Raw genomic sequence first — 12,122 nt, 5'->3', positions numbered from 1 at the left:
ATCGTCGGCAATCCTGGATCAACGCAGGTCGGACGGCGACTTTCGCTCGGCCACGGTACGCAGGCGCGTATTGAGTTCGGCGAAGTTGACCGCGCCAGCCTCCGCTAAGACGGGCCGGCGCGAGGATCCGCTGGCCGGCGCTCGGCCCAGCGCAGGGGATCTGCCGAACGTTGATTGCGGAACGGTGCCGGTGACCGGAACGCCGCTCGCGGTCAGATGGGCACGGACACGCGTGCAGTATTGGACCGACAAGAACGAGAAACGCGTTTCGCCGTGCCCGGCGCGATACTTCATCGTCGCGGTGCAGAGATCGCCACGGGCCAGACGCCAGGCACCGGCCAGATACCGGACGCCGTAATGTACGTTGACGTCCGGCGTGGCCAGCTCCGCCGAGGTTCCCGCAAATCCCATCATCCGCGCGGTCGAAAGCATCACCTGCATCAATCCGACCTCACCATCCATGCCGACGACGGCCGAATTGTAGCGGCTCTCGACCGCCATAACGGCATCCACAAGCGCGGGCGGAAGGCCGAAGGCGAGCGATTCACGCTCGATGAGCTGACGGTATTGCGCACGGCCGGCGCGCCAGTCGCGGCCAAACATCGCGCTCGTCCGGTACGAGGAACTGGGGTACGCGAAACCGGCGAGAAGCGGATTTGCGGGCGGAAAATCTGCGGCCGTGAGCGGTCTCGGCGCGAACGGTTCGAGCATCAGGGGTTCGGGCGTGCCCTCGTCCGCATCCGTCGAGGCGACTTCACTGACATCCGTCTTGTGCCCGCCTTCGTCGTCCTCCGCCCGCGCCTCCCCGTTCAGGATAATGAGCAGGCACAATGCGGCCGAGGGCCACAATCGGCGTGCGGCCCAAATCGACTTAGCGTGCGGAAAGGACTTCACTATCATCGATGCGGCAGCACGTTCGGAATAGGCGGCGGCCGGAACGGATTAATCGAACGACCGTAGTTCGAACCCAATTGCTGGCGCACCGCAGCTTCATTCGCGTTACCGACCTTCACGTCGGATGAGCGCGCGTCGATTGGCGGCAAGTTGAGCGTCGGATTGACCTTGTCCACCTCGCGCCGAAGCTTCTCGTTCAGACAGCCAAACGCGCTGTCGCCGCCGATCTGCACATCGACGCAACGTTGAACCGTCGAGCCGCTCTGCTGGCCGCCAATGATCGTGCTCTCACGTCGTTCCGCCGGCCCAGGGGCCTGAGCCATCGCCGGGACCGTCATGACGGTGAGCAGACAGGCCGCAAGGCCACCAGCGGCCGATCTCAATCCTGATAGAGCGTCGCCCATGCTGCGAAGCCTCCACTAGCCAGCGCGTTTCCCGCTCGGAGCCTGCGAGACGACATCATTGCCGGCCGTTACGGTATGAGAATCCCACATTATCATCATTCGTCGCAATTGGCGCGTCCGATCCAAAAAGGGGTGCTTTCTTCGAACGTTCAACATCGCGCTGGCTCAGAGCTTGCTTCGAACCACCTTGACGTCATTGACGAGCGTCACCCCATCGTCGGCGGTTATGACGGCGGTGTTGATGAAGTTCAGGACCTTGGTGATGTCCACCACCGGGGCATTGGCGGCATAGAGCACGTCGAAGGGACGCATCTGCATCTTGGTGGCGACGAAATAACCCGCCGGATCCTGGAAGTTGACGTTGAAGATGATCGGGACGGTTTCGCCGTCGTATTTCGAGCAGTCGATTCCCAGCTGCTTTGCCACCTCGCGCGGCTCGCGGCGGTAGAGGAAGACCGAAGCAGGATCGGCCTGCAAGTCGAGCAGCCCGCCCGCCTTTGCGACCGCCTGGGTGAGGTTGATCCGCCACGCATCGAAGTTGAACTCGCCCTGCTGGCCGGTCGCACCAAAGGCGATGAACTTCATCGCCTCGCGGTAGAGATAGATCCGGTCACCCGGTTGCACGAAGATGTTGCTCGCCGGGAAATAGACTAGATTGCCGAACGGCACCGTGGCGCGCTGGCCGTTGCGCTCCAACACCACCCAGGTCTCCCAGCCGGCACCGCTGATGCCGCCGGCGCGCGTGATTGCGTCGGTGATGCGGTCCTGGGCGCCGGCCGCCGGCATGGGGAAGCGCACGGGCGTCCTGACCTCGCCGAATACGCTGACCAGCGATGACCGCTGCTGGCTCGATGTGACGACGACCTGCGGATCGATCGCGCGCTTCTTGATCTGCGCCAGAATGTCGTCCTGGATCTGCACGTTGGTGCGGCCCGCCGCACGTATCCGGCCGGCATATGGCACCGTTATGTTACCGTCGTTGTCGACGGCCTGATCGGGCAGGCTCACGTAATTGCCCGGTCGCACGCCAGCCTCGAGCGGGACGTACAAGCCGCCGGCGGACGCCTCGAAGATCGTGACACTGACGATATCACCGATGCCGAAGCGAATGCTCGAGGGAGGGCGGCTGTCGGCCAGCGTTCCCGGCAATCCGTTCGGTTCGAACTTCTCGAGCAGGCGTACGATATCCGGCGTCAGCTTGACGACGGCGAACGGCAGCACGGTCGTATTCTCGGCCTTGACGTCGATGCTGGCCGGCCCCGACATCGAAATGAATCCGCAGCCACCAAGCAGGGTCGAGCAGACGAGACAGCATGCGATCGCCAGGTAGTTTCTCAATCGCATGACCGTTTCGTACCCAGCCGCACTACGTTCGCCGCGCTTGCCCGGCGCATTGCGCGCCGGCCCACTTCCCGCAGCCGACTGCGGATCAGGATATGGTTCCTGCTCCATAGACGCCGCTCGCGCGGTGACCACGAAAACAAGACGCACAACGTTGCTCGGAGATGGCGGCCAGGAGGCCCGGAGCGGTAGCAACTACCCGCCGTCAGTACGGCGGATACGCGCATTGGTGCCCGCCTATTGGCGAGCACCGGCCCGATCAGTTCGGTTTGGCTCGTTTGCCGGCGATCACCGCGTCGGCCCGTCCGGACCAACAGCGCCGATCAGCCGACGGCAACGCTCTTCGTCGTCACACCGCGGATAGCTGCTCGCGCAGACGCACGATTTCGATCCTGGTTTCCTCGACCATGCGCATCAGTAGCGCATTCTCGCGCTTGAGGTTTTCGATACGGCGAAGCCTGCTGCTTTCGTCCTGCTTGAGGCCGAGGCTATAGACGTTCTCGCTTGAATCTGGGGAGGCGGATTTAAGACAAGCCAAATCAATCGCATTTATCGCGCGCATTTCAACCCCCCAAAAACTACAAACCAAGCCTTGGCTTCCAAACGTCTGCACAAGCAGCAGCCCACTGCCCGTTGCGCGATGCCTATTTCTCATTCTTGTAAGAATGTTTCTTATCGTTGCTGTGACCAACATTAAAAAAGGCTGCAAATTTGAGATGGAAAGCCGTCGTTATGTTGGACGAATAGCGGTCATTAGATGGCGAGGATGACCATCTCGGACCGGTTGACTTTTGGCGCGCCGGGAGCGCGCCCGTTCGTCGCATCCGCGTCATGTTCCGACGATTTTACAAGCGCAATCCTGCATCTGACCCGTTTGATGCGCATCGCTCAAAGGCCGCGGTCTCACCGGTCAGCGCGGTGTGGTCGACCTATCGCGGCCTCAGCATGCCCGGACCTCCAGGGATGCCCGGACCTCCTGGCGGCGGGGGCGCCTGCAACGCGCGCTGCACGCCGGTGCTCGTCAACATTTGGGGTGAGCCCGCCGGCTTGAATGCATTGACAAGGACCGCGGGGGGCGTCGATCCGCGTGGTGCAGCCGTTGACGTTGTTGGCGCCGCTATCGGCGCTGCCGTCCCGGCAAGCATCGATCCGGATGGACCTGGCTTGAGATCGGGAGGCGCCAAATCGAGGATGGTGTTGTCCAGCCCCTTCGCCAGTTCGACCTGACGCGGGCGAACGTTGCGCAGCGTCCATCCCCGATGGTTCTCCCCCGCTTTCAGGCGCAGGACCTCCTTGCTGACGGAATCGATGAAAAGGCCGATCCGTTCGCGCGATCCTGCAACTGTGCCAAGCAAGGAAAGCTGAGGCTTCTCAGGTTCGGGCGGCTTGGGTGGCGGGCCGACCGGTGCCGGCGCAGATCGGACCATCTCCAGCGGAGGCGCCGGACGCCGCGATGGCACAAACAATGGCTGATCGCGCGACGCAGTCAGACGCGCCAGAGGGATCGCCCATAGCGGATTGCCGCTCGAGAGCTGCTCGACCGAAGGCGCAGGCGCAGGCGTGGGCACGCCGGACTCCGGCGCAGGCGGCGGAACGGCAACCGGCGCCGCCGCAACCGGCCTCGGCGCGAACAAATCGCTGCCGCTCGGATCGACGGTTTGCGCATCGATCGTCAGCGGCGCGTTCGTGGCCCGCGCTCCGGCGTTACCGATCAGAACCGAGCCAATCAGCAAAGCAACAGCGCGCATTTCCACGCCTTTCCCCGAGGTAGACATGGCGGCGAGCAATAACGTTCGCATCTCTCGAAATTGTGACGATATCGTTATATCGCTAACATTGCGGTTCGATCAAGTGATACCCGGCTGCAACATCCGCGCGGATACGGGCGCGTCCGCGCGGCCCTGCATTGTCTATTTCTGGCCTTGCCGCTGTCCCGAGACGCCGAGCTGGACGCGCAGCTTTCCGCTCTGCGTTGTCGTTGACGGCGCCTGCACGACCAGTTCGTCGATGAACAGAAAAGGCATTCCCGCTTCGAGATCGTACAGCAGCGGCTGGAGTTGAGTGGGATCGATCTCAAAGTTCGAGGTCGCTGTGATGAAGCCGGACTTGGCTTTCGAGCCCTGGAGATCGACCTGGGACGACAGCGTGTTGCCGTTCACCCGCTTCGTCGCCGCCGCTACGCGCTGGAGCAGCGCGGCGCCGGCGAGCGAGGCGCTCGCGCCCTCGAGGAATGGCGAGCCTGGCGGGATGCTGACGGCGACCCGGGCCGCGGGGACACGTTCCGGACCGCGCGCGTCCAGCCGCGCGAGGATTTCCAGCGCGGCGACCGCAGCCCCACGCCGCTCCAGGATGTCGAGCGTCGTGCCGATCGTGACGAAAAGAAACACCACGATCAGGGCGAGGTAGGCGGCAGCCGCCGCGATCGGAAATCGTGCGAGAAGGGTTTCGATCCGCTGCATGCTGATCATGTGCCAGACCCGAAATAAGGCTTGAGCTTGGTTTCGATGTGAAAACGCTCGCCGGCCTCGTTGGCGGCATGCGTCGTCGGGGCGAAGAAGCCCGCGCTGGAAAAATGTGGTGATTGCTCCAGGATCGAAATCAGGGATGGTGCGTCGCGGGTGACACCAACGATCTGCAATTTGTTGCCTTCGATCCGGACTTCGGTCGCGTAAGTGTCCAGAGGCAGCAGCGCCGACAACGCTTCGATGACGAGCACACTGGAAGGGGAGCCCTGCTTGCGCCGGATCAGGAGATCGAGCGGGCTGCCGCCCGAGCCGGTCTGATTGCCGCGCATGACTGCGCGCCGTTCAGCGATCCGCTGCTGGATTAGCTGTTGCTGCGCGTCGTAGGCGTCGGCGACGAAACCGCCGAAACCAAGCGACAGCATCGCCAGCAGAGCGGTTGTCGCGAAGCCCGCGATCAGGGCGGTCCGTATCCGGCGGTTCTCCGCCTGCATGCCGCTGCGCTGGTCAAGGACCGTGATCCGGCCGTGCTCGGGCGTCCCGGTCAAGATCGCGACGCCCGCAGCTCCCAGGTCGGAGAAGGCCTGGGCCAGGGACGCGGCCGGAGCGCGCCCGGTGGCCACGACCGTCGTTTCAATGCGGTCGCCAACATTGCCTTGCGGAGGTGTCCAGTGGAACAGCGCCTCGCTGGGCGGCCACGGCGTGATACGATCGATCTGGGCACGAATGATCCCGTCAAGGAATTCGGCGGCGCGGGCCGGCAGCTCTATGGTCCGGAAAACAAAGCGGGATGGCTGCAGCAGTAATTCGACCACGCCTCCCCGCACCGCGGCCGCCCATTGCGGCGAAAGCGGACCATTGATGCTGCCGTCGGTCACGTCGAGGCGACACGGAGAAAGATCGCCATCCGCGAGCTTCGTCGACGGCGCAAGGCGCATCGTCAAGGCGCCGGCTTCATCCTCGGCGACCTCGATCCGGCGAACCGGTTTCACATTCGCGAGCCGGGCGCTGACGACACCGGCAACGGCGTCGATCCACAACGACAACGCCGCGGTCAATTCACTGACGACACTCATCTCTGCGTTCCCCCCGTCGACGGGTCTATCTCGTCTCGCCATGTGAACACCCGGTAGGCAGCCTTCGTGCCCCGATCGGGAAGCACGATGACCCCTTCCGACCGGCTGTCCCGGCCGTCGGGAAGGATGATATGCATGCGAATGCGGTAGGCATTGCCTGCCGACACCGTGGCCCCGGTGACCCCGCCGCCGAGAACACCCAGGACGAAGCCCGGATCCTGCGACGCCAGCGAGTCACGCTGATTGAGGAATGCATCGGCCTTCGCGGCGGTCATATCGGGAAGTGCGGCAAGGACTTCCGGAGCGGCTTCCAGGACGTTCACCCCCGCAATGCCGCTGTACAATGTCAGATACGGCCGCGCGCGCTCGACCAGCGCCGCTGGCATTCCCACGACGAGCGACAGCTCGTCGACATTGTTGAAGCCTGCGTGGCGCGGCAGGTACTTCAATCCGGCGGCGACGTAGAGAGAATCCTCTTCGTCCTGCAAACTTGGTCTTGAGGCAGTCCGCCACGCCACCACCCGATCGGCAAGCTGGACGGCTGCGTCGGACCCAACGCCGAGGGCCGTGAACAAGCCCGCGATCGTGGATCGAGGCGCCATGTTCAGATTGATGCGCGCGGCCTCCGACTGGTACTCGACCGCGATCCTCGCGTTCGCGAGTCGGAACGTGAAGCTGCCTCGCGTCGGACGTGCCTGCGGTGCGACACCAGACAGCTGGTAGGCAGCCAGCTCGACGCCCCCCGTCGATATCATTTGCAGCTGCGTGGCCGCATCGAACGCACCGAGCGCAATCGCCGATTGCGTCATGTACACCGAGCCCACCAGAATCAAGCCGGCTAGGGCGGCGAGCAGCCATAGCGTCGCCACCACGATGAAACCGCGCTCGGCCGTCCTTGATCCGACCTTCGAAGGATTCATCGTCACCTGACCCCGGTCCCGTTGTTATTTGCCGCCTGACTGTCGCCAGGGCGAACGTCGCTGACCGCTTCGGACTGAGGTGCTGCCGTGTTGGCGCGGACGCGTGTCGCGGTCGAAAGCACGATCGTTCCTTCGACGTCATGAATGTCGAAACGCACCGTCGTCGGCAGGCCCGCCCAGGCGGGCCAGTTGCCGAACCAGTCACCGCGAGGGCCGGCGAAAGCAAAGGTGATGCGAAGCGGCGCGCGCAGCAACACGACGGGATCGCTGAACGGTATTGGATCAACCGCGGGATCACCGGTCGGCAGCACGACGAAAGGTGCCCGGTCCCGCACCAGCACCCGCCCGGCGCCATCGCTCGTTTCGGCAATCCGCACAATCTCCAGCCCCGCTCGGTTGTTGGGGCCGACCGCCGAGCGCACGAAAACGATTGACGATTCATCACCACGGAACAGCGCGGCGGTGCGGTCCCGGTTCGGTGTCACAAATTCGGCTGCGGACACGTCCGCCGCCAGGCGATCGAGCGCGATCGTGACCTGCTCGTTGCGCTGGATCTGGAGCAGACCGCGATTCCAGGGTGGCAGCCAGCCCCCTGTCACGCTTGCAAGCACGCCGAGAACCAGGCCCATCACCGCGAGGGCGACCAGCGCCTCGAACATGGTGAAGCCGGCATTTGACCGCCACATCCGAAGCAGCGACGACCTCATTGGAGCGCGTCCCGGAATTGCAGGCGCACGGTCTCGAGCGAGACGATCGCCCCGGTTGGCGATTGCACACGCAACTCGATCCGTTGCGGAACGAACGGCGAGTCCGAAATCGCGGTGTCTGCATCCATGAACGGCGATATCCGCATCTGCCAGCGGTAGCCGCCTTCCCTGCCCGCGAGCTCCCTCGGAAGCGGTTGACCTTCCTGCGGAAGGCGGGATGCGATCAGGCGCGCCGTCTGCATCAATGCCGTATGCTGCTCGAGTTGCCGCGCGCCACGCACGTTCCTGGCCACGAGCGAGCCGATTGCCGCGAGCACGATGGACAGCAGGGCCAGCGCGATGACCGCCTCGATCATCGTGAAGCCGGCTTCACTGCTCTGCCTGGACGGCATCCTGCGCGACAATGTCCACTCCTCCCGTCAACCAGTTCACCCGCACGTCGAACCCGATGCCGAACCGCGTCAGCCGTATTGTTCCGCCGCAAGACATCCCGCTCGGCAGGAACGTGATGGTCGAAGGCACCTCCCGGCCGTTGCAGCGCTGCGGCAGGAGCGCATCGAACACGACGTCGTCCGGCACCCTGACGAATCCTGTACTCGAACCGGCCCGGACGCTTCGCCCGGGCGCATCGACCACCGCTCCGAACGACACACGGCGTGCCATCGCGGCGTTGCGATCGGCCTTGAGCAACGTGGCGATCTGGATCGCATAAGCTTCCAGCTTGGGGCGCGAGGTGGCCAACGGCGTTCGTGGAAGCGAGATCGCGACGAGCAGCGCCGTGATCGCGAGAACGCAGACCATCTCCAGCAGGGTGAAACCCGCCTCGCCGCGATCGACGTTACTTCGCCGCCGAGGAGATATCTCCCGCCGTTCCCGTTCCGCCTTCCTGACCGTCCGAGCCGAGCGAACGGATCTCGTAGGGATCCCTCTCCGCGGGTTGCTTGTAGACATAGGGATTGCCCCATGGATCGTTGGGAACGTTGCCGCCCTTGACATAGGGTCCGTTCCAGGACGCCACGCCGCTCACCGGATGCGCGAGCGCACCCAGCCCCTCCGAGCTCGTCGGGAAGCGGCCGGCATCGAGGTAGAACAGGTCGAGCGCGCTGCTGAAGCTCTGGATCTGGATCTTGGCCGCCTTGACGCGCGACTCGCTGAGATAGTTGAGCACCCGTGGGCCGACCAGCGCCATGATCATGCCGATGATGGTGATGACGACCAGCATCTCAACCAGCGTGAAGCCCTCCTCCCCGCGGCGGCGCCGGCGCCGCCTGGATGGAGCGAACAGGCTCCTCCTTGAAAAGCCGATCATGTGCCTCCTCCCCTGCTCATCCGACAACCTGAGTGACCGACAGCAGCGCCGTCATCACCGACACGATCAATCCGCCGACGACGACGCTGATGAGGACGATCGCCGCCGGGCCGATAATGGCCACAACGCGGTCGAGCTGCCGCTGCAGCTTCTCCTCGTAGAACTCCGCGACCCGGCCCGACAGCGTCGGCAGCTGGCCGGTCTCCTCGCCAAGCCGCAGCATCCGCACCGCGACCGGCGGCAAGACGGCCGATGCGGCCAGCGCATCGGCGAGCCTGCCGCCGTGGCGCACGCGGTCGGCCATCGCCGCCCATGCCGGGACATCGCCCGTCGCGGTCATGATGTCGACCAGAATGCGCAGCGTTGCCGTCAGTGTCACGCCGCTGCCGAGCAGAATGCCGAGGTTGCGCGAGAACAGCGCGGCCCGGTGGAATTCCACGACGGTCGAGATGACCGGAAGCCGCGCGAGCTGGGTTACGACGCTCGCGCGGACAGCGGGCCTTCGCCACGCCAGCCAGCCGCCGATGGCGGCGATGCCGACCACGGCGCCGACCTCGAACCCATGGCCGCGCAATATGTCCGAAAGCCCAAGGAAGATTTCGATCACCGGATCGGTCTTGGCGTTGAAGTCGCGCAGGACCGCGGAGAATTGCGGCAGCACGAAAGTGACGAAGAAGATCAGAACGCCGCCAGCCGCGAGCAGTACGAAAGCGGGATATTGCAAGGCCCCGGTCACCTTGCGCCGCAGCGCTTCGGCGCGCGTGCGCTCGATCCCGATCGTCTCCAGGATGTGGTCCAGCCCGCCGGACATCTCTCCGACCCTGACCAGGGCGACATACATCGCCGGAAACAGCGACGGCTCGCGCCCGAGCGCTTCCGCAAAGCTCTCGCCGGAAAGGATCGAATTCTTGATATTGTTGATGACCGGGCGCAGCCGGCCGACGTCCATGTCGCTCGCGAGCAGTTCGAGGGCGTCGTTGAGACGGGCACCGGCCTTCAACAGCAACGCGAGGTCACGGGTAAAGATGGTGACGTCCGCGGGCCCCGGTTTCGACAGCGACAGCGAGGCCAGCGACAGCGACCATCCCTTTGCGTCGTCCTCGGGGCCGGCATCGATCGCCACCAGGCCGAGATACTCGATGCGCTGCGCCACCTCGGCGAGATCAGCCGCGGAGATCGAGCCGGAAACGACTTCTCCCTTCTGGGTCAATGCGCGATAGCGGAAGTTCGGCATCTCGTCACCGTACGGTGGTCACACGCAGGATCTCCGCCGCCGAAGTCATGCCCGACAGGCATTTGGCGAGGCCATCCTCGATCATCGTCGTCATGCCGTTGCGGATCGCGACCTTGTCGATGGACTCCCAATCGGACTTCTCATCGAGCAGCGCACGCACGTCCTCGTTCATCTCAAGCACCTCGAACACGCCGATACGGCCGCGGTACCCGACCCCGCCGCAGCGCTCGCAGCCGGCGGGCTCGAAGATGGTGTTGCCGACCGCAAGGCCGACCGCAGTGTAACGCGGATCAGCCTCGACGTCGGCGTGGGTCAGCGGCCGGCTGGTCTTGCAGCGGTCGCAAAGCTGGCGGACCAAGCGCTGCGCGATCACCGCGCGCAACGTCGAGCGCAGCAGGAAAGCTTCGACACCCAGATCGAGAAGGCGCGGTACGGCCGCCGCCGCCGTCTCGGTGTGCAGCGTGGTCAGCACGAGATGGCCGGTGAGCGCGGCGTGGATGGCGACATGGGCCGTTTCGGAGTCGCGAACCTCGCCGACCATGATCACGTCGGGGTCCTGGCGCACGAAGGAGCGCAGCGCGGTCGCGAAAGTCAGGCCGATCGAGGGCTTGGCCTGCGACTGGCAGATGCCCGGAATCTCGTATTCGACGGGATCCTCGATCGTCAAAATCTTTCGGGTCGGCTCGTTGAGCAGCGACAGCACCGTTGCAAGCGTCGTCGTCTTACCGCTGCCGGTCGGGCCGGTGACGATGATCATGCCGTGCGGCAGCGCCAGCATGCGCCGCAGCTTGCTCTGGTCGCCGGCAAGGAAGCCCAGCTTGTCGATCGACAGCAGGGCCCGGTCCCGCGGCAGGAGACGGATAACGGCGGATTCGCCGTGCTGCGTCGGCATGATCGCGACGCGCACGTCGATCTCCGAGCGCGCAGCCCGAACCCGCGCGCCACCGTCCTGCGGCAGACGACGCTCGGCAATGTTGAGGCCCGCCAGGATCTTGATGCGGGAGATCACCGCCGCCGGCGGAACGCCGTTGGGCGTCGCAACATTGCGTAGGAGTCCATCGACGCGCATGCGCACCATGAGCGACGTGCGGCCCGGCTCGATATGGATATCGCTGGCGCGCAGCTCCACCGCGGTCTCGAACAAGTCATTGACGGCGCGGACGACGGGCGCACCGCTCGCGAGGTCGCGCAGATTGTCGATGTCATCGTCCTGCACCGCGCTCGAAACGGCGCTCTCGGCGCCTGCACTCTCCTCCTCGCCGAGGCGCTGGTCGAGCACCGTGGCGATGTCCTCGAACGAGGCTACCTTGACGGTCGGCGCCATCCCCAACACGATGCCCGCCGCCTGAATCGAAGCACGGTCCGTCGGGTCGGCCACGACGAGCGTCGGCGATCCGCCGGCCGGCTGGCACGGGAACACGGCCATTTCGCGCAGGAAACGGCGCGAGAACTGCTGCACGCGGGATTCCGCCGTCATCATCTCCTGGAGCGCCACGCGCGGCAGCTCGAAGAACAGCGAAACTTCGTCGGCAAACTCGCTGGCCGACAATTCGCTCATTTCCCACAGCCTGCGCAGACCGCCGTCGGCAGGGCCGGACCCGTTCAGCCTGCCGAGCTTGTCCGGGTCCGCCTTCAGGCTGAAACGAGCTGCGAACTCGTGCGCATTCGGGGAAGCCATGAATGTCTACCGCAAAACTCTGACAGCCGTTCGAAGCAGCGAGCGCGCCGTTTACCTTACTTCTTTGGTTGGAAATGTGACGTTATATCCGTCGACA

At 64.6% G+C, this 12,122-nt stretch carries 14 protein-coding genes; all 14 read right to left on the bottom strand.

From position 1 onward, the window contains the following. Positions 1 to 18 precede the first annotated feature (18 nt). The gene (locus JJB99_RS16935; protein WP_246775272.1) at positions 19 to 900 is read right to left on the bottom strand and encodes a lytic transglycosylase domain-containing protein; all 882 of its coding nucleotides are present in this window, start codon (positions 898 to 900) and stop codon (positions 19 to 21) included. Further along, positions 897 to 1,298 carry a hypothetical protein gene (locus JJB99_RS36260; protein ID WP_246775271.1) on the bottom strand — a complete coding sequence of 134 codons (402 nt, stop codon included), beginning with the start codon at positions 1,296 to 1,298 and terminating at the stop codon, positions 897 to 899. The genes JJB99_RS16935 and JJB99_RS36260 overlap by 4 nt, the downstream gene beginning before the upstream one ends. A gap of 165 nt (positions 1,299 to 1,463) precedes the next feature. Continuing rightward, positions 1,464 to 2,642, bottom strand: a complete 1,179-nt coding sequence (locus tag JJB99_RS16925; protein WP_349629020.1) for a polysaccharide biosynthesis/export family protein — start codon at positions 2,640 to 2,642, stop codon at positions 1,464 to 1,466. A 346-nt stretch (positions 2,643 to 2,988) separates the two neighbouring features. Next, complete coding sequence (locus JJB99_RS16920) at positions 2,989 to 3,201, bottom strand: hypothetical protein (RefSeq protein WP_200499787.1); 213 nt, start codon at positions 3,199 to 3,201, stop codon at positions 2,989 to 2,991. A gap of 367 nt (positions 3,202 to 3,568) precedes the next feature. Continuing rightward, a complete protein-coding gene (locus JJB99_RS16915) occupies positions 3,569 to 4,387 on the bottom strand; it encodes a hypothetical protein (protein ID WP_200499786.1) in 819 nt (272 codons plus the stop codon). A 162-nt stretch (positions 4,388 to 4,549) separates the two neighbouring features. After that, positions 4,550 to 5,107 carry a type II secretion system protein GspM gene (gene gspM / locus JJB99_RS16910; protein ID WP_200499785.1) on the bottom strand — a complete coding sequence of 186 codons (558 nt, stop codon included), beginning with the start codon at positions 5,105 to 5,107 and terminating at the stop codon, positions 4,550 to 4,552. Beyond that, positions 5,104 to 6,177 (bottom strand): PilN domain-containing protein, encoded by a 1,074-nt coding sequence (locus tag JJB99_RS16905; protein WP_200499784.1) that lies wholly within the window; start codon positions 6,175 to 6,177, stop codon positions 5,104 to 5,106. The genes gspM and JJB99_RS16905 overlap by 4 nt, the downstream gene beginning before the upstream one ends. Further along, positions 6,174 to 7,097, bottom strand: a complete 924-nt coding sequence (locus JJB99_RS16900; RefSeq protein WP_200499783.1) for a general secretion pathway protein GspK — start codon at positions 7,095 to 7,097, stop codon at positions 6,174 to 6,176. The genes JJB99_RS16905 and JJB99_RS16900 overlap by 4 nt, the downstream gene beginning before the upstream one ends. 2 nt (positions 7,098 to 7,099) lie before the next feature. Further along, the gene (locus JJB99_RS16895; protein ID WP_200499782.1) at positions 7,100 to 7,804 is read right to left on the bottom strand and encodes a PulJ/GspJ family protein; all 705 of its coding nucleotides are present in this window, start codon (positions 7,802 to 7,804) and stop codon (positions 7,100 to 7,102) included. Next, entirely contained in the window at positions 7,801 to 8,160 is a 360-nt protein-coding gene (locus JJB99_RS16890) for a general secretion pathway protein GspI (protein WP_246775270.1), read from the bottom strand. The genes JJB99_RS16895 and JJB99_RS16890 overlap by 4 nt, the downstream gene beginning before the upstream one ends. A gap of 13 nt (positions 8,161 to 8,173) precedes the next feature. Beyond that, a complete protein-coding gene (locus JJB99_RS16885) occupies positions 8,174 to 8,605 on the bottom strand; it encodes a pilus assembly FimT family protein (RefSeq protein WP_246775269.1) in 432 nt (143 codons plus the stop codon). A gap of 37 nt (positions 8,606 to 8,642) precedes the next feature. Next, positions 8,643 to 9,113: a type II secretion system major pseudopilin GspG gene (gene gspG / locus JJB99_RS16880; RefSeq protein WP_200499779.1), complete on the bottom strand. Its 471-nt coding sequence runs from the start codon at positions 9,111 to 9,113 to the stop codon at positions 8,643 to 8,645. A gap of 16 nt (positions 9,114 to 9,129) precedes the next feature. Continuing rightward, the gene (locus JJB99_RS16875; protein ID WP_200499778.1) at positions 9,130 to 10,347 is read right to left on the bottom strand and encodes a type II secretion system F family protein; all 1,218 of its coding nucleotides are present in this window, start codon (positions 10,345 to 10,347) and stop codon (positions 9,130 to 9,132) included. 4 nt (positions 10,348 to 10,351) lie between these two features. After that, complete coding sequence (locus tag JJB99_RS16870; protein WP_200499777.1) at positions 10,352 to 12,025, bottom strand: GspE/PulE family protein; 1,674 nt, start codon at positions 12,023 to 12,025, stop codon at positions 10,352 to 10,354. Between the last annotated feature and the right edge of the window lie 97 nt (positions 12,026 to 12,122).

The organism is Bradyrhizobium diazoefficiens (assembly GCF_016616235.1).
GTDB classification, from domain to species: Bacteria; Pseudomonadota; Alphaproteobacteria; order Rhizobiales; family Xanthobacteraceae; genus Bradyrhizobium; species Bradyrhizobium diazoefficiens_H.
Note: the sequence above shows the minus strand (reverse complement) of the source record. Positions and strands in the feature narration are given on the sequence as shown.